This is a genomic window from Isoptericola sp. F-RaC21 (genome assembly GCF_038593535.1).
GTDB lineage: Bacteria > Actinomycetota > Actinomycetes > Actinomycetales > Cellulomonadaceae > Isoptericola.
In genome coordinates, this window is the sequence record NZ_JBCFYX010000003.1 from 588,337 (window position 1) to 604,562 (window position 16,226).

Here is a 16,226-nt window from a genome sequence, read left to right on the forward strand (position 1 = left end):
CCGGAGTTCGGGTGTGGTGGTCGGGACTGGTCGGGAGCGGCCGGTCAGGCCGTCGGCGCGGGCAGGACGGCGGCGACGGACTCGCTGATGATCCGCAGGCCGCGCTGCAGCTCGTCGTACGTGATCGTCAGCGGCGGCAGCAGCTTGACGACCTCGCCGTCGGGGCCGGAGGTCTCCATGAGCAGCCCGCGCGAGAACGCCTCGTCGCAGATCCGGCTCGCGGTCTCGCCGTCCGGCGTCTGCAGGCCGCGCGCGAGGCCGCGGCCCTTGGCCACCAGCACGTCGTCGCCGTACCGGGCGACCAGGGAGTTGAAGTGCGCCTCGACGAGCGCGCCCTTGTCGATCGTGGAGTTCTCGAGCGTGTCGTCCGACCAGTAGGTGCGCAGCGCCTCCGCCGCCGTCGCGAAGGCCGGCGCGAAGCCGCGGAACGTGCCGTTGTGCTCGCCCGGCTCCCAGATGTCCAGCTCCGGGCGCACGAGGGTGAGCGCCATCGGCAGTCCGTAGCCGGAGATCGACTTCGACAGGCAGATGATGTCCGGCACGATGCCGGCCTCCTCGAACGAGAAGAACTTGCCGGTGCGGCCGCAGCCCATCTGGATGTCGTCGAGGATCAGCAGGATGTCGTGGCGCTTGCACAGGTCGGCCAGGCCGCGCAGCCACTCGGCGCGCGCGGCGTTGATCCCGCCCTCGCCCTGCACCGTCTCGACGATGACGGCGGCCGGCGCGTTGAGGCCCGAGCCGCTGTCCTCGAGCAGACGCTCCAGGTAGACGAAGTCCGGCACGTCGCCGTCGAAGTAGTCGTCGTACGGCATCGGGGTGGCGTGCACCAGGGGGATGCCGGCGCCGCCGCGCTTCATCGAGTTGCCGGTCACCGAGAGCGCGCCGAGCGTCATGCCGTGGAACGCGTTGGTGAAGTTGATGACCGACTCGCGGCCCGTCACCTTGCGCGCCAGCTTCAGCGCGGCCTCCACGGCGTTGGCGCCGCCCGGGCCGGGGAACACGACCTTGTGGTCCAGCCCGCGCGGCTCGAGGATCACCTCGTTGAAGGTCTCGAGGAACTCGCGGCGCGCCGAGGTGAACATGTCGAGCGTGTGCACCATGCGGTCGTCGGTGAGGTAGTCCAGCAGCACCTGCTTGAGCAGCGGGTTGTTGTGCCCGTAGTTGAGCGTGCCGGCGCCCGCGAAGAAGTCCAGGTACTCGGTGCCGTCCTCGGCGTGCACCGTCGCCCCGGAGGCCCGGTCGAACACGACGGGCCAGGAGCGCGAGTAGCTGCGGACCTCCGACTCGAGGGCGGTGAAGCCCAGCGGGTCGTCGGCGGCGGACGCTTCGGTGGTGGGGACGGTCGGGGTTGTCACGAAGGACACTCCTTGAGGTGGTGCGCGCCGGTGCGGTGTTTGTGATGAAGGGGGCTGCGTCGTCACCTGCGCGCCGAACCGGCGCAGCCCGAGGTCTGAGGACCTGAGTGGTGGAGACGGTCAACGGGGAGGGCGGATGCCCTCGATCACCAGCAGCGGCTCGGCCTCGTGGCCGTCCGGGAAGTGCGCGGCCTCGTAGCCCGACGTCTCGCGCAGCGTCGCGCCGCGCTCGGCGGCCCAGCGTGCGAACACGCGCCGCGACGACGCGTTGTCCGTGGTCACGGTCGTGTGCAGGCGGGAGACGGCGGGGCCGTCGCCCTCCGCCGTCGCGTCGACGACGGCGTCCAGGAGCCGGCCCGCGACCCGTCGTCCGCGTGCGGCGGGGTCGACGGCCACCTGCCACACGAACAACGTGGCGGGGTCGGCCGGCAGCCGGTACGCCGAGACGAAGCCCACGGGCCCGCCCTCGCCGTCGGTGCCGGGTTCCGCGAGGAACGCGACGCGGCAGGTCGCGGCGAAGTGGTCCGCGAGCAGCAGGTAGGCGTAGGAGGAGTTGAGGTCGAGCGAGCCCGAGTCGCGGGCCAGGCGCCACATCGCGGCGCCGTCCTCGGTCGTCGGAGGGCGCACCGTGAGGCCCGGGAGGGGCTCCGCGGCGCGGGACGCCATGTCGTCGTCCAGGCTGTCGGTCGAGCTGTCGTCGGTCGAATGGTTGGTCGTTGCGGTGTCCGTCGTGTCCATACCGCCATCGACCATAGACGCATCACGGGGGAAAGTTCACCTCTGTCATGACCATTCCGCGACCGGCGGGCCCCCCGGACGGGCCGACGATCGTTGGTAGGACAGCGAAAGGTCCCGATGACCATCGACGGATCATCGACGGTTCTATGGATCGCCATTTGTCTCGAACTCTGAGACGGGCGGGGTGAATCGTCGACCGGGGGCAGGGGGTCCGGGGACGACGATGGGCGTGCCCGTCGGGACGGGCACGCCCATGGCGTGCGTCGGTTCCGGGCCTCGCCCGGGGGAGGTCAGCCCGCGAAGGGCGTCGCCTTGAGGATCTCGACGGGGATCTCGCGCCCGTTCGGCGCGGTGTAAGCCACCTTCTCGCCGATGCGGTGCCCGTCGATCGCGGCGCCGAGCGGCGACGTCGGCGAGTACACGTCGAGGTCGGTGGTGTCGGCGATCTCGCGGGAGCCGAGCAGGAACGTCATCTCGTCCCCGGCGACGACCGCGGTGACGACCATGCCGGCCTCCACGACGCCGTCGTCCGCGGGCGTGCCGATCTGCACGTGCCGCAGCTTCTCGGTGAGCTCGCGGATGCGGGCCTCGTTCTTCGCCTGCTCCTCGCGGGCGGCGTGGTAGCCGCCGTTCTCCTTGAGGTCGCCCTCGTCGCGGGCGGCGGCGATGCGCTCGGCGATCTCGGTGCGGGCGGGGCCGGAGAGGTGCTCCAGCTCGGCCTGCAGCCGGTCGTGAGCCTCCTGGGTGAGCCAGGTGACAGTGCTCTCGGTCACGAGGGCTCTCCTTTCGTGATGCTCGATGGCCTGTTTCGGCCGTGCGCGGGCGACCGACGGGCGTCGGCACGCGCGTCGGCTGGGCAGGACTGCGTGTGAATCCCTCAGGATAGCCCGGGGAGGCGCCAGATCCCAGGCCTGCGCCCTGGGCGAACGGGTGATGTCGTGCGCGGGCGTCAGGAGGGGTCGGGCACGTCGCAGGACTCGACCACTGCTGTCGTGGCCTCCTCGGACGTCCGGACCGTCACCGTGTAGGTGGAGGTCTGCGTCGTGCTGGGGCCCACCGGCACCTCGAGCGTGCCCACCTGGGCGTAGCTCTGCGCGAGCGCCTCGACGTCGCACACGGCCGTCGTGCCGGGCGGCATGTGCACCTGGAAGGTGACCTCCACCTGCTCGGCGTCGCGCACGTCGAAGCCGACCACGTCCACCGTGACCGGGTCCCGACGGTTCTGCTCGACGGAGAACCAGGCGGCGACGCCGACGGCGGCCGCGAGGACGACGCCGATCGCCACCTTGGCCCCCGTGCCGAGACCGCGTCGACCGTCCGGTCGGCCCTCCCCGCGACCAGGGCGCGTGCCGTACCGGTCGGCGGGGGGCGTGGGGCTGACGGGGTCGCTCATGGTGCACCATTGTCCCTGACCCCTGCAGCCGACCCGTCACCCCGGGAGGGACCTTGTCCTCCGCCTCCTCCGTGCCGCCCACGACGCGGCCCGAGCCCCTCCGTCTCATGGCGGTGCACGCGCACCCGGACGACGAGTCCAGCAAGGGGGCCGCGACCACCGCGCGGTACGCCGCCGAGGGGGTGGAGGTGCTCGTCGTGACCTGCACCGGTGGCGAGCGGGGCGACGTGCTCAACCCGAGCTTCGAGGTCCCCGCGGGCCACGAGTTCGACACGATCGAGGGCCGGCGGGCGGTGCGCCGCCTGGAGATGGCGGCCGCGGCCGAGGCGCTCGGGGTGCGCCAGACGTGGCTCGGGTTCGTCGACTCCGGCCTGCCGGAGGGCGACCCGCTCCCGCCGCTGCCCGAGGGCTCGTTCGGCCTCCTGCCGCTCGACGAGGCCGCCGCGCCGCTGGTCGAGCTCGTGCGCGAGTTCCGGCCGCACGTCATGACGACCTACGACCCGTCCGGCGGATACCCGCACCCCGACCACATCAAGTGCCACGAGGTGGCGTTCGAGGCCTACCAGGCCGCGGGCGACGGCACCCGGTACGTCGTCGAGGGCGGCGCCGAGCCCTGGGAGCCGCTCAAGCTCTACTACAACCACGGCTTCTCGATGGCGCGGATGCGCGCCGTGCACGAGGCGATGCAGGGCGCGGGCCTGGAGTCGCCGTTCGGCGACTGGATCGAGTCGCGCGCGGCGCGCGAGATCCCCGAGCGCGAGGCCACCACCCACGTCGCGGTGGCGGACTACTTCCCGCAGCGGGACGCCGCCCTGGTGGCGCACGCCTCGCAGATCGACCCGGACGGGTTCTTCTTCGCCGTCCCGCGCGACATCGAGGCCGACGTCTGGCCCACCGAGGAGTACGAGCTCGCGGACTCGCGGGTTCCGACGTCGCTGCCCGAGGACGACCTGTTCGCCGGGGTGCGGGAGGGCGACCGATGAGCGCCGCGTGGGCGGCCGTGCTCGCCGCCGCGCCCAGCCCGAGCCCCAGCCCCAGCCAGGGGCCGACCGAGCTCCAGGTGACGCCGGGGCTGGCGGGCTTCGTGGCGACCTTCGCGGTGGCCGTGGCCTGCGTGCTGCTCTTCCTGTCCCTCACCCGGCACCTGCGCCGGGCGCAGCGCAACGCCGAGGACCAGGGGATCCCGCTCGAGGAGCCCAAGCACTTCGGGCTGAACGGTCCGGGCCGCGCCGCCGGGCCCGACGCCCCCGACGGCGACGCGCCGCGCGACGGCGGCGCGGGCGACGGTGCCGGCGACGAGACGGACGGCGAGCCCGGCCGATGAGCACGAGCGTGCGCGTCACGGTCGGCCAGCTCGCGATCACGGCCGACCACGACGCCAACCGCGAGGCGGTCGCCGAGGCGTTCCTCGCCGCCGGCCGCGTCGGCGCGGACCTGCTGGTGCTGCCGGAGTACTCCTCGGGCTACGACCCGCACGGCGTCGGCGTCGAGCACGCCGAGCCGCTCGACGGCCCGTTCGTCACGGCCCTGCGGCAGCACGCCGCGCGGTACCGCATCGCGGTGGTGGCCGGCACGACGCTGCCCGCGTACGGCGCGCCGTCGACGACCACCGGCCAGCACCCCGCGGTGAGCGGCACGTTCCCCGCCGTCAGCGGCGCGTTCCCGGCCGTGACCGGTTCGTTCCCGGCGGTCACCGGGTCGCTGCCCGCGATCACGGGCACGACGCCGACGGTGGGCTCGGCGCCCGAGCCGCCGACGCGCGCGTTCAACACGGTCGTCGCGGTCGACGCGACGGGGGCGGTCGTCGGCGCGTACCGCAAGGTGCACCTCTACGACGCCTTCGGCACCCGCGAGTCCGACCGGCTCGAGCCGGGGCCGGCGGGCGTGCCGCCGCTGGTGCTCCGGCTGGGAGACCTCACGTTCGGCGTCGTCACCTGCTACGACCTGCGCTTCCCGGAGTCGGCGCGCCGCCTCGTGGACGCGGGCGCGGACGTCATTGTCGTCCCGGCGGCGTGGGTGGACGGCCCGCTCAAGGCGGACCACTGGCGCACGCTGCTGCGCGCGCGGGCGATCGAGAACACGGCGGTGGTGATCGGCGTCGGGATGTCCGGCCCCGGGCTGGTGGGCCGCTCGCTCCTGGCCGGGCCGGACGGCGTCGTCGGGCTCGAGCTGGACGAGACCCCGCAGGTCCGCACGGTGGACCTCGACCCGGAGCCGCTGGCGCAGGTGCGCCGGCAGAACCCGTCGCTGGCGAACCGGCGCTACCTGGTGGTGCCCGCTGGTTGAGGTGGGCTACAGCGCCGCGAGGTAGATCGCCACGGTGTGGCAGGTGAAGCCGACCACCGTGAGCGCGTGGAAGATCTCGTGGAAGCCGAACCAGCGGGGCGACGGGTTCGGGAACTTGGTGCCGTAGACGACGGCGCCGAGGATGTACGCGATGCCGCCGGACGCGACCAGCCACGCGACGGCCGCGCCGCCCGCGGCGGCGAACTGCGGGATGTAGCCGACGGCGACGCAGCCCAGGGCCACGTACACGGGGACGTAGAGCCAGCGGGGCGCGCTCATCCACAGCACGCGCCCGACCAGGCCGAGGATCGCGCCGCCCCAGACGACGGAGAGCAGCACGGTGGCGGTGCCGCGCGGCAGCAGCATCACGGCCAGGGGCGTGTACGTGCCGGCGATGATGAGGAAGATGTTCGCGTGGTCCAGGCGCCGCAGGACGGCGGCCGTGCGGGGCGACCAGCGGCCGGTGCCGAGGTGGTAGACCGCGCTGGTGCCGAAGAGCATCACGGCGGTGACGCCGAAGATCGCGCAGGCGACCTTGTCGGCCGGGGTCTCGGCCAGCACGACGAGGACGATCGCGGCCGCGAGGGCCAGCGGCGTGGTGACGGCGTGGATCCAGCCGCGCAGGTGGGGCTTGATGCGGGCCGCCGTCTCGGCGGCCGCGGCGGAGACCGTCTGCACGACGTCGCCCACGGCGTCCTTCGCTCCGCGGGCGGCGCCCTTGACGTCGGGCACGTCGAGCCGGTCGCGCGGGCGGCCGTTCGGCTGGGCGGCTGCTGCCACGGAGGACTCCTTGCTCGAGGCATCACCTACGGTTCCGTAGGTTACGCCAGCGTAGGGGACGCGGGGCGGGCGCGGCGACTCCCTCTCGGTGAATCCCGGTGAAGATCGTGCGCAGGGGTTGCGAGGCGTCCCGTGGGGGCCGCCCGCGGCCGGGACCTGCGGGGTCGCGGGAGCGGTACCGTTGTCCCGCTCTCCGTCCGTCCCCGCCCGCCGGGTGCCCGCGCCGTCGCGCGCCCGCGGCCGGCCCGAACCTCCGAGGTCCCGCGTGCGCATGCCCCACCTGCTCTACGGCCTGTACGAGCGGCGCCTGGCCGCCTCGCTGCCGACGGCGCAGACGCCCCGGCACGTCGGCGTCATCCTCGACGGGAACCGGCGGTGGGCCCGGTCGTTCGGCGAGACCGCGGCCACGGGGCACCGGCGCGGGGCCGACAAGATCGCGGAGTTCCTGGGCTGGGCGGAGGAGCTCGGCGTCGAGGTCGTCACCCTCTGGATGCTGTCCACCGACAACCTCGCGCGCCCCGCGTCCGAGCTCGCCGACCTGCTCGACATCATCCGCGACGCCGTCCAGGACCTGGCGGAGTCCGGCCGCTGGCGGCTGCGCGTCGTGGGCCGCCTCGACCTGCTGCCCGACGGGCTCGCGGGCGCGGTGCGCTCGGCGGCGGAGGCCACGAAGGACGTGCAGGGGCTGCAGGTCAACGTCGCCGTCGGCTACGGCGGCCGGCACGAGATCGCCGACGCCGTCCGGTCCTACCTCAAGCAGGAGTCGGCCAGCGGGGCGTCGCTGGAGGAGCTCGCCGAGCGGATCGACGTCGACGACATCGCCGCCCACCTGTACACCAAGGGCCAGCCGGACCCGGAGCTCGTCATCCGCACGTCGGGCGAGCTGCGCGTGGGCGGATTCCTCATGTGGCAGAGCGCGCACTCCGAGCTGTACTTCTGCGAGGCGTACTGGCCCGACTTCCGCCGCGTGGACTTCCTGCGCGCCCTGCGCGACTTCTCCCGCCGGGAGCGGCGGCTCGGCCGCTGAGCGGATGCGGTGACTGGGCTCGTCGAGGTCCAGTCACCGGGCGTCGACAGGCTCGACCAGCGGGGCCGGGGCTCATCCCTGGGGATGACGCCGAGAACCGTGCCCTGGTCCGATGTCCGGGGGCGCGCCACGGGCCAAGGTCGTGGCATGACCGCACAGACAGCTCCCTCGGGCGAGCCGACCACGTCGCTCGGCGCCCGCCTGCGCTCCCTCCTTCCCGCCGAGCGGTGGGGCGCGCTCGGGTTCCCCGGCCGCTGGGTGGGAGGCGCCGCCATGGTTCTCGGCCCGGTCCTGATGCTCGCCGGGGCGTTGCTGCGGGCCCGCGTCCACTTCTTCTACCCCGACCAGCTCGCGGCGGTCCAGGAACGCCCGGTGCTGATGTCCACCGCGTACGGCCTGTTCGCCGCGGGGAACGTTCTGCTGTGGCCGGCCGTCGTGACCCTCGCGTCGCGCATCGGTGAGCGGCGCCCGGGGTGGGCCCTCTGGGGCGGGGTGCTCGCCGTCTTCGGGTTGTTCGCCCGAGCCTTCCACGCCGGGGTGGACCACCTGGCCTTCCAGGTCGTGCACGCCGAGGGGGCAGACGCCGCGACGGCGATCGTCTCGTCCGGTTACGGCGCCTTCCACGTGTTCTCCGTCCTGAACCTCGCGATCCTCGCGGGGTGGACGGTGCTCGCCGTCGGGGCCTGGCGGGCCGGGGTGCTACGCCCCTGGCGGGCGGTCGCGCTCGGGCTGGCGGCCGCGCTGCCCCTGGGCGTGCTGAAGGGCACCACGCCGCTGTCCGTGGTGGCCCTGGTCGGGCTGTGCGCGGCGCTGGTCCCCCTGGGCCTGTCCCTCCTGCGATCCCGGCCTCGTCCCCGGCCCGCGACCGCGCTGCGGTGGATCGCCGTCACGGCGCTGGTCGTCGGCGCCCTGACGCTGCTCGGACAGGCCGGCTGAGTGGACACGCCCGGCTACGGTCGTCCCATGAGGCCCGACGCGGGCAGCCGCTCCCTCCTGCTGGCCGATGTCGTCGCGGCGCTCGCGCTGACCGCGGTCTACGTCGTGTTCGTCCGGATGGGCCCGGACGACGGCCAGGCCAGCTACGCAGGTCCGCTCTGGCTGGGCTACCTGGTCGCCGCGGCGGCCGGGCTGCCCGTCGCGGCCCGCCGGCTGTGGCCGATCCCCGTCCTGGCGACGGTCGTCGCCGCCCTGGTGGTCGCGACGATGCTCGACATCGTCCGCGAGCCCTATGCCGCGGCGGGACTGGCCGCCTATCTGGTCGCGCTCGCCGAACCGACGCGGCGCTCGACGGCGGCCCTCGCAGTCGTCCTCCCGGCGGCGGGGGCCGCCGTCTACGTCGGCGGGGCCGTCGTCACCCCGACCGAGGACCCGCAGGGGGCGTTCGGCCTGGTCGGGCTGGTGGTGCTGGTGCTCGGCGGAGCCTGGACGGCGGGCTTCGTGGTGCGCGGCAGACGCGCCGAGGCCGAGCGGCGACGCCGGGACGAGTCCGAGCGGGCCCTCGAGGAAGAGCGGCTGACGATCGCCCGCGAGCTGCACGACATCGTCTCCCACCACCTGAGCCTCATCGCGGTCCGGGCGGGTGTGGCCGGCCACGTCGCGGACGAGGAGCCCGCCGAGGCGCGCGCGGCCCTGCACGACATCGAGGAGACCAGCAGGAGCGCGCTCGACGAGATGCGCCGCACGCTCGGGGTGCTGCGCGGTGACGGGGACGCGCGCCGCCCCGCCCCGAGCCTCGGCGGCCTGGACGCGCTGGCGGCCGACGCGCGGCGCGCGGGGGTCGACGTCGTCCTCTCGACCGACGGTGCGTCCCGGCTCCCGGCGGGGGTGCAGGCCACCGTGCACCGGATCGTCCAGGAGGCGCTCACGAACGTGGTGCGGCACGCCGCCCCGACGCGCTGCGCGGTCACGGTCGCCGCGACCGACGCCGGCACCGCGGAGGTGCGCGTGGACGTCGTCGACGACGGCCCACCCCTCGGGCGACGACCCGGCCGCCGGGCGCTGCCGGGAGGGCACGGGCTGGTCGGCGTCGAGGAGCGGGTCGGGCTCCTCGGCGGGACCTTCGCCGCGGGGCCGCGACCCGGCGGAGGCTTCGCGCTCTCCGCCCGGTGGCCGGTCGGCGAGGGGCGGCTCGCATGACCGGCGCTGCGCAGGTCCGGGTGCTGGTGGCGGACGACCAGGCGATGGTGCGGGGGAGCTTCCGCCTCCTCGTCTCGCACGCGCCCGGGACGACGGCGGTCGGGGAAGCCGCGACCGGGGCGGAGGCCGTCGACCTCGCGCGGCGCGAGCGGCCCGACGTCGTCCTCATGGACGTGCGGATGCCGGAGCTCGACGGCATCGAGGCGACGCGCCGCATCACCGCCGACCCCGACCTGGACGGTGTCCGTGTGCTGATCCTCACGACCTTCGACCTGGACGAGTACGTGTACGCGGCGCTGCGTGCGGGGGCGGCCGGCTTCCTCCTCAAGGACGCGCGCCCGGCGGACGTCCTGGCGGCCATCGACGTCGTGGCCGCGGGGCAGGCTCTCCTCGCCCCGTCGGTGACCGCACGGCTCGTCGCGGAGTTCGCCCGACGTCCCGAACCCGGCAGGCCACCCTCGCGGGTCCTCGACGGCGTCACCGACCGGGAGATCGAGGTGCTGGGCCTGGTCGCGCGGGGGCTGTCGAACGTGGAGATCGCCGAGCACCTCCGCGTGAGCCTCGCCACCGTCAAGACCCACGTCGGCCACCTGCTCGCCAAGCTTCACGCGCGGGACCGTGCGCAGCTCGTCATCGTGGCCTACGAGACCGGCGTCGTCGCGAGCCGTGGAACCGGTGATTGAGCCCGTCGAAGTCCGGTCACCGGGTTTCGACGGGATCGACCGGCGGGGGCCGGGTTTCCACAGGCTCGACCAGCGGGTCCGGGGGCGGGTGCGGCACACTGCGACGGTGAGCCCGCCCAGCCCGCCGCCCGAGCCCCGCATCACGACCGACGTCCGCCTGGCCGCGGAGACCTGGGAGTCGCTGTTCCGGGCGCAGGTCACGCTGATGCGCCGGTTCCAGGCCGACCCCATCTGGCACGAGGTGTCGATGCGGGAGTACGACGTGCTGTTCACGCTGTCGCGCGCGCCGCGGGGCGAGCTGCGGCTGCGGGACCTCAACGAGGGGATGCTGATCGCCCAGTCGTCGCTGTCGCGGATGGTCGAGAGGCTCGAGGGGCGTGGCCTCGTGGCGCGGTCGGTGCCGGCCGACGACGCCCGCGGCACCCTGGTGCGGCTCACCGCCGAGGGGGCGCGGCTCCAGCGCGAGACGGGGCTCGCCCACGTGCGCACCATCGCCGAGTACGTCGGCCAGGCGCTGCCGCCGGACGAGCTCGAGGCGCTGCGCGACGTGCTGGACCGGCTACGGCTGGCTCAGGCCGACATCCCCGACCGCCCGGCGTCGGGCTGACCGCACGGCGGCGAAGTCTCGGCGGCGAGATGACAACGCGTGCCTTCAACGTCACGTCCGGCAGCGGGCGTTCTCGGCGGGCCGGGCCCCGAGCCGATGCCATGATGGCAGTCATGTCGCTGACCCCCCAGTCGGCCGATGCCGGCCCGTACGACGCCCTGCTCCTGTACTCCTTCGGTGGCCCGAACAAGCCGGAGGACGTGGTGCCGTTCCTCCGCAACGTGACCGCCGGCAAGGGGATCCCCGACGAGCGGCTCGAGGAGGTCGGCGAGCACTACTACGGCTTCGGCGGCAAGAGCCCCATCAACGAGCAGAACCTCGCGCTGAAGGCGGCGCTCGAGGCCGAGCTCGCCGAGCGCGGGATCGACCTGCCCGTCGTGTGGGGCAACCGCAACTGGGAGCCGTACACCACCGACGCGATCGACGAGCTGGAGCGTCTGGGCGCGAAGCGCGCCGTCGCGCTGGTGACGTCCGCGTACTCGTCGTACTCCGGCTGCCGCCAGTACCGCGAGGACCTCGCCGTGACGCTGGAGAAGCGCGGCCAGCTCGGCCCCGACGGCTCCACCGGCGTGCAGTTCGACAAGATCCGCTCCTACTTCAACCACCCGGGCTTCGTGGCGGCCAACGCCGAGGCCGTGCTCGAGGCGTTCGAGGCGCTCGAGGCCAAGGGCGGCGACCCGGCCGCCGCCAAGGTCGTCTTCGTGACCCACTCCATCCCCACCACGATGGAGGAGGCGTCCGGCGTCGGGCACGCCACCTACTCCGCGCAGCACCTCGACGTCGCCGCCGTCGTCGCGGCCGTCGTCTCCGAGGTGCGCGGGCACGCCGTCGAGTGGGAGCTCGCGTACTGCTCGCGCTCCGGCCCGCCGAGCCAGCCGTGGCTCGAGCCGGACGTCAACGACCTGCTCACCGAGCGGGCGGGCGAGGGCCTGAAGAACGTGGTCCTGTCGCCGATCGGCTTCGTCTCCGACCACATGGAGGTGGCCTACGACCTCGACACCGAGGCCATGGCCACCGCCGCGGAGCTGGGCATGACCGCGGTGCGCGCCGGCACGGTCGGCACGCGGCCCGTGTTCGTCTCCGGCCTGGTCGACCTCCTCCTCGAGCGCGCCGCCCTGGCCCGTGGCGAGGACGTCGAGCAGGCCACCGTGGGCTCCCTGCCCGCGTTCCCGTCCGTCACGCCGGACGACTGCTGCCTGCGGCGCCACGAGGAGCCCAGCGGCATCCCGGCACTCTGCAGCGAGGACATGCACCGATGAGCGAGCACAGCCAGTCCCACGTGCACGGCGACACCGGCGAGGCCGTCGACGCCGCGGCGATCAACGAGTCCATCCGGTACGCCATGATCGCGGTCTTCTCCACCGCGGAGCCGCTGCCCGCGGGCGCCGCCGAGCGCGCGGAGATCGCCGCGGAGGCCGAGGCCGCGCTGTGGGACGGCCAGCCCGACGACGCCCGCGACCCCGCCCGCGCCGACGGCGACGTCGTCGTGCGCGGCGTGTACGACGTCGCCGGCCTGCGCGCCGACGCCGACCTCATGGTGTGGGTGCACGGGCCGTCCGTCGAGGCGGTGCAGGGCGCCTACCAGCGGCTGCGCGCGTCGCGCCTGGGCTCGGCCCTCGCGCCGGAGTGGTCGGTCGTGGCGCTGCACCGCGCCGCCGAGTTCAACAAGGGCCACGTGCCCGCGTTCCTCGCCGGCGAGCGCCCGCGCGACTACCTGTCGGTGTACCCGTTCGTGCGCTCCTACGACTGGTACCTGCTGCCCGACGACGAGCGCCGCACGATGCTGCGCGACCACGGCATGGCCGCGGCGGGCTACAAGGACGTGCGCGCCAACACGATGAGCACGTTCGCGCTGAGCGACTACGAGTGGCTGCTGGCGTTCGAGGCCGACGAGCTGCACCGCATCGTCGACCTCATGCGCGACCTGCGCGCCACCGAGGCCCGCCGCCACGTGCGCGAGGAGGTGCCGTTCTTCACCGGCCCGCGCGTGACGCTCGCCGACTGGGCGGACAAGCAGCCCCGCGCCTGAACGTGTTGTGAGCGGGCGTTTGGCCCACTTTCAGACTCGAAAGTGGGCCAAACGCCCGCTCACAACACCTTCAGGGTGGCCACGACGACGGTGCCGCCGGTGGCGTCGTCCGCGTCGGGGTCGTCGTCGGTGACGACGGTCGGGCGCAGGCCGTGCGCCTCGACCAGCGCCGTCGCGCCGGGCACCTGGTCGGTGCCGACCTCGAAGAGCAGCGACCCGCCGGGTGCGAGCCAGCCCGGGGCGGCCTCCACGACGCGGCGCAGGACGCCGAGCCCGTCGGCGCCGCCGTCGAGCGCGACCGCCGGCTCGTGGTCGCGCGCCTCCGGCGGCATGGTCGCGATCGCGTCGGTGGGGACGTAGGGCGCGTTGCACAGCAGCAGGTCGACGCGGCCGCGCAGGACGGCGGGGACGACGGCCAGCAGGTCCCCCTCGTGCACGGCGGCGCCGAGCGGCTCCAGGTTGCGGCGGGCGTGCCGGACGGCGGCGGGCTCGACGTCGCTCGCGTGCAGCACGGGCGCGGCGCCCGCGGCCCGCAGGCCGAGCAGCACGGCGCCGCCCACCGCGCCGCAGCCGCAGCACAGGTCGAGGACGGTCGACGGCGCAGGCAGCGCGAGCGCGGCGGCGACCATCAGCTCCGTGCGGCGCCGCGGGACGAAGACGCCGGGCCCCACCGACCAGCGTCGGCCGGCGAACTCCACCCAGCCGAGCAGGTGCTCCAGCGGCTCGCCGGCCACGCGCCGCGCGACCAGCTCCTCGAGGCGGACGGCGTCGGACGCAGCGGCCTCCGTGAGCAGCGCGGCCTCCTCCTCCGCGAACACGCAGCCCGCGGCCCGCAGCCGCGCGACCAGGAGGTCGTCGGCCGCGGGCCGCGGGCTCGGGGCGTCGGTCGTGCTCAGGGGTACAGCCCTCGGATGCGGTGCGCCTCGGCCGTGCGCTGGACGCCGATGACGAGCGCCGCGTCGCGCAGGGACAGGCCCTCGCGCCTCGCCAGCGCGGAGACGTCGCCGTACGCGGACGTCATGCGGTGCTCCAGCCGGTCCGCGATCTCCTGCTCCGACCACCAGTACGTCTGGTTGGCCTGCACCCACTCGAAGTAGGAGACGACGACGCCGCCGGCGTTGGCGAGCACGTCGGGCACCACGGTGACGCCGCGCTGCGCGAGCACCCGGTCGCCCTCGGTGGTGGTCGGCCCGTTGGCGCCCTCCACCACCCAGCGCGCCCGCACGGTGGCGGCGGTGCCGCCCGTGAGCACGCCCTCGACCGCGGCGGGCACCAGGACGTCGACGTCGAGGCCCAGCAGCTCGGCGTTCGACAGGGGGTCGGCGCCGTCGAAGCCGACGACCGAGCCCGTGGCGGCGACGTGCGCGAGGAGGCGGGGCACGTCCAGGCCCGCGTCGTTGCGCAGGCCGCCGTACTGGTCGCTGACGGCGACGACGGTCGCGCCGCGCGCCGCGAAGATCGCGGCGGCGTGCGAGCCCACCTTGCCGAAGCCCTGCACGGCGACGGTGACGTCGCTCAGCGGGACGCCCTCCTCGGCGAGGGCGGCCGCCGTGACGTGCACGATGCCCGCGCTGGTGGCGGTGCCGCGGCCGCGGGACCCGCCCACGGCGAGCGGCTTGCCGGTCACGACAGCGGGGATCGTGTAGCCGCGGTTCACCGAGTAGGTGTCCATCACCCAGGCCATGGTCTGCTCGTCCGTGCCCATGTCGGGGGCCATGACGTCGGTGTCCGGGCCGATCATCGGCATGATCTCGGACGTGTACCGGCGGGTGACGCGCTCGAGCTCGGCGGTCGAGTGGTCGCGCGGGTCGATGGCGATGCCGCCCTTGGCGCCGCCGTAGGGCAGGTCGACGATGCCGCACTTCCACGTCATCCACATGGCCAGCGCGCGCACCTCGTCGATGTCGACGCCGGGCGCGTACCGCAGGCCGCCCTTGCCGGGGCCGCGGGAGATGTTGTGCTGCACGCGGAAGCCGTGGAACAGGACGCTCTCGCCGTCGTCGCGCCGCAGGGGCACGGCCACGTGGATCTCGCGGCGGGGGGTGGCGAGCATCTGGTGCTGGCCCTCGTCGTAGCCGAGCACGGCCACGGCGCTGGCGAGCTGGCTGTGCGCGGTGGTGAGCGGAGAGCTCGACCGCGGAGCGGGAGCGGCTGCCGCCGGGGTGTCGGACAGGGGTGTCGAGGTCATCGACGTCGTCGTCGTCACGGGTCCTCCAGGACACGGTGCCGGTGACCCCGGGTGAGGGCCCGGCAGGGGTGGCGCGGCCCGGGATGGTGGGCCTCGGCGCCCACGGTAGCCCCTCCCGCGGCCACCCCGGCGGGCGAAACTCGCGGGGTTGCGGAGCCGTTCCCGACCGTTGACCGGACCATGGTCGTCGGTCGAGCCCGCCGAGACCACGATCCCGGTGGTCGAGCCTGTCGCAACCCCGCCGGGGTCAGCGCACGAACCGCCAGACGGTCGGCAGCACGGCGGCGGCGAGCGCGGCCTTGAGCGCGTCGCCGGGCAGGAAGACGACCGCGCCGCCGAGCAGCGCCGCGCCGGCGGGCATCCCGGTGCTCACCGCGAGCCACGGCACGCCGACGGCGTACACGGCGAGGGTGCCGAGGGCGTACGTGCCGACGGTGGACAGCACGCGGCGGTCGGCGCCGCGGCGCGCGAGCGCCCCCACGACCACGCCCGCCAGGAGGAACCCGACGAGGTAGCCGCCCGACGCGCCGGCGACGGACTCCCAGCCCGACGTCGCGCCGGCGAACACGGGCAGCCCCGCGATCCCCGCGGCGAGGTACACGACCTGGGCGGAGGCGCCGCGCCACGGACCGAGCGCGGCGGCGCCAAGCAGGACGACGAACGTCTGGCCGGTGAGCGGCACCGGCAGCCCGGGCACCGGCACGACGACCTGGGCCGCCAGCGCGGTGAGGGCGGCCACGGCGACGACGAGCACGGCGTCGCGGGCCAGGGCCCCGGGCAGGAGGTCCGCGAGGACGCGGCGCGGGCGGGCAGGGGAGAGAGGGAGGGCGGCTGCGGTCATGACGACGACGCTAGGGCGGGCCGCCGCGGCGGGTCACGGGCGGCGGCCTCCCGAGTCCGGGCGCCACGTTTGTGCAGGTCGTACACATGGCGGGTCGATCGCGGTGTGCACGGGTCCGGAAGTTGTGGGAATCGTGCAGGCCGGGCGCGGCGGCTTGTCCGGC

18 protein-coding genes are annotated in these 16,226 nt (G+C 74.5%); 10 read left to right on the forward strand and 8 right to left on the reverse strand.

Annotated elements, in window-relative coordinates:
• Window positions 1–44 precede the first annotated feature (44 nt).
• From ectB to AAG589_RS13270, 4 genes are all read right to left on the reverse strand, one after another.
• Window positions 45–1,355: a diaminobutyrate--2-oxoglutarate transaminase gene (gene ectB, locus AAG589_RS13255; protein WP_446719736.1), complete on the reverse strand. Its 1,311-nt coding sequence runs from the start codon at window positions 1,353–1,355 to the stop codon at window positions 45–47.
• Between the two features lie 120 nt (window positions 1,356–1,475).
• Complete coding sequence (gene ectA, locus AAG589_RS13260) at window positions 1,476–2,093, reverse strand: diaminobutyrate acetyltransferase (RefSeq protein WP_430567714.1); 618 nt, start codon at window positions 2,091–2,093, stop codon at window positions 1,476–1,478.
• A 290-nt stretch (window positions 2,094–2,383) separates the two neighbouring features.
• Window positions 2,384–2,866, reverse strand: coding sequence for a transcription elongation factor GreA (gene greA / locus AAG589_RS13265; RefSeq protein ID WP_430567715.1), 483 nt, complete (start codon window positions 2,864–2,866; stop codon window positions 2,384–2,386).
• 176 nt (window positions 2,867–3,042) lie between these two features.
• Complete coding sequence (locus AAG589_RS13270) at window positions 3,043–3,486, reverse strand: DUF4307 domain-containing protein (RefSeq protein WP_430567716.1); 444 nt, start codon at window positions 3,484–3,486, stop codon at window positions 3,043–3,045.
• Between the two features lie 107 nt (window positions 3,487–3,593).
• Here AAG589_RS13270 and mca point away from each other — a divergent pair, with 107 nt between their 5' ends.
• From mca to AAG589_RS13285, 3 genes are read left to right on the forward strand one after another with little or no spacing between them, the layout of a single operon-like run.
• The gene (mca, locus tag AAG589_RS13275; protein ID WP_430568030.1) at window positions 3,594–4,469 is read left to right on the forward strand and encodes a mycothiol conjugate amidase Mca; all 876 of its coding nucleotides are present in this window, start codon (window positions 3,594–3,596) and stop codon (window positions 4,467–4,469) included.
• Window positions 4,466–4,810, forward strand: coding sequence for a hypothetical protein (locus AAG589_RS13280; RefSeq protein ID WP_430567717.1), 345 nt, complete (start codon window positions 4,466–4,468; stop codon window positions 4,808–4,810). Before mca ends, AAG589_RS13280 begins: the two co-directional genes overlap by 4 nt.
• Window positions 4,807–5,772, forward strand: coding sequence for a carbon-nitrogen hydrolase family protein (locus AAG589_RS13285; protein ID WP_430567718.1), 966 nt, complete (start codon window positions 4,807–4,809; stop codon window positions 5,770–5,772). The genes AAG589_RS13280 and AAG589_RS13285 overlap by 4 nt, the downstream gene beginning before the upstream one ends.
• 6 nt (window positions 5,773–5,778) lie before the next feature.
• Here AAG589_RS13285 and trhA read toward each other — a convergent pair whose 3' ends face one another.
• Entirely contained in the window at window positions 5,779–6,552 is a 774-nt protein-coding gene (gene trhA, locus AAG589_RS13290; protein ID WP_446719737.1) for a PAQR family membrane homeostasis protein TrhA, read from the reverse strand.
• Window positions 6,553–6,817: 265 nt separating this feature from the next.
• On the opposite strand from trhA, the gene AAG589_RS13295 reads away from it, so the two are divergent.
• The 7 genes from AAG589_RS13295 (at window position 6,818) to hemQ (ending at window position 13,034) form a co-directional block, all read left to right on the forward strand.
• Window positions 6,818–7,579: an isoprenyl transferase gene (locus AAG589_RS13295; protein ID WP_430567719.1), complete on the forward strand. Its 762-nt coding sequence runs from the start codon at window positions 6,818–6,820 to the stop codon at window positions 7,577–7,579.
• 147 nt (window positions 7,580–7,726) lie between these two features.
• Window positions 7,727–8,515 (forward strand): hypothetical protein, encoded by a 789-nt coding sequence (locus tag AAG589_RS13300; protein WP_430567720.1) that lies wholly within the window; start codon window positions 7,727–7,729, stop codon window positions 8,513–8,515.
• A 27-nt stretch (window positions 8,516–8,542) separates the two neighbouring features.
• Window positions 8,543–9,715, forward strand: a complete 1,173-nt coding sequence (locus AAG589_RS13305; protein WP_430567721.1) for a sensor histidine kinase — start codon at window positions 8,543–8,545, stop codon at window positions 9,713–9,715.
• Window positions 9,712–10,398 (forward strand): response regulator transcription factor, encoded by a 687-nt coding sequence (locus tag AAG589_RS13310; protein ID WP_430567722.1) that lies wholly within the window; start codon window positions 9,712–9,714, stop codon window positions 10,396–10,398. Before AAG589_RS13305 ends, AAG589_RS13310 begins: the two co-directional genes overlap by 4 nt.
• Before the next feature lie 106 nt (window positions 10,399–10,504).
• Window positions 10,505–11,005, forward strand: coding sequence for a MarR family winged helix-turn-helix transcriptional regulator (locus AAG589_RS13315; RefSeq protein ID WP_430567723.1), 501 nt, complete (start codon window positions 10,505–10,507; stop codon window positions 11,003–11,005).
• A gap of 113 nt (window positions 11,006–11,118) precedes the next feature.
• Window positions 11,119–12,264, forward strand: a complete 1,146-nt coding sequence (locus tag AAG589_RS13320; protein ID WP_430567724.1) for a ferrochelatase — start codon at window positions 11,119–11,121, stop codon at window positions 12,262–12,264.
• Complete coding sequence (hemQ, locus tag AAG589_RS13325; protein WP_430567725.1) at window positions 12,261–13,034, forward strand: hydrogen peroxide-dependent heme synthase; 774 nt, start codon at window positions 12,261–12,263, stop codon at window positions 13,032–13,034. Before AAG589_RS13320 ends, hemQ begins: the two co-directional genes overlap by 4 nt.
• Before the next feature lie 59 nt (window positions 13,035–13,093).
• On the opposite strand, the gene AAG589_RS13330 is transcribed toward hemQ, so the two are convergent.
• The 3 genes from AAG589_RS13330 to AAG589_RS13340 form a co-directional block, all read right to left on the reverse strand.
• Entirely contained in the window at window positions 13,094–13,930 is an 837-nt protein-coding gene (locus tag AAG589_RS13330; protein ID WP_430568032.1) for a putative protein N(5)-glutamine methyltransferase, read from the reverse strand.
• Window positions 13,927–15,222: a Glu/Leu/Phe/Val family dehydrogenase gene (locus tag AAG589_RS13335; RefSeq protein ID WP_430567726.1), complete on the reverse strand. Its 1,296-nt coding sequence runs from the start codon at window positions 15,220–15,222 to the stop codon at window positions 13,927–13,929. The genes AAG589_RS13330 and AAG589_RS13335 overlap by 4 nt, the downstream gene beginning before the upstream one ends.
• 247 nt (window positions 15,223–15,469) lie before the next feature.
• The gene (locus AAG589_RS13340; RefSeq protein ID WP_430567727.1) at window positions 15,470–16,063 is read right to left on the reverse strand and encodes a biotin transporter BioY; all 594 of its coding nucleotides are present in this window, start codon (window positions 16,061–16,063) and stop codon (window positions 15,470–15,472) included.
• Between the last annotated feature and the right edge of the window lie 163 nt (window positions 16,064–16,226).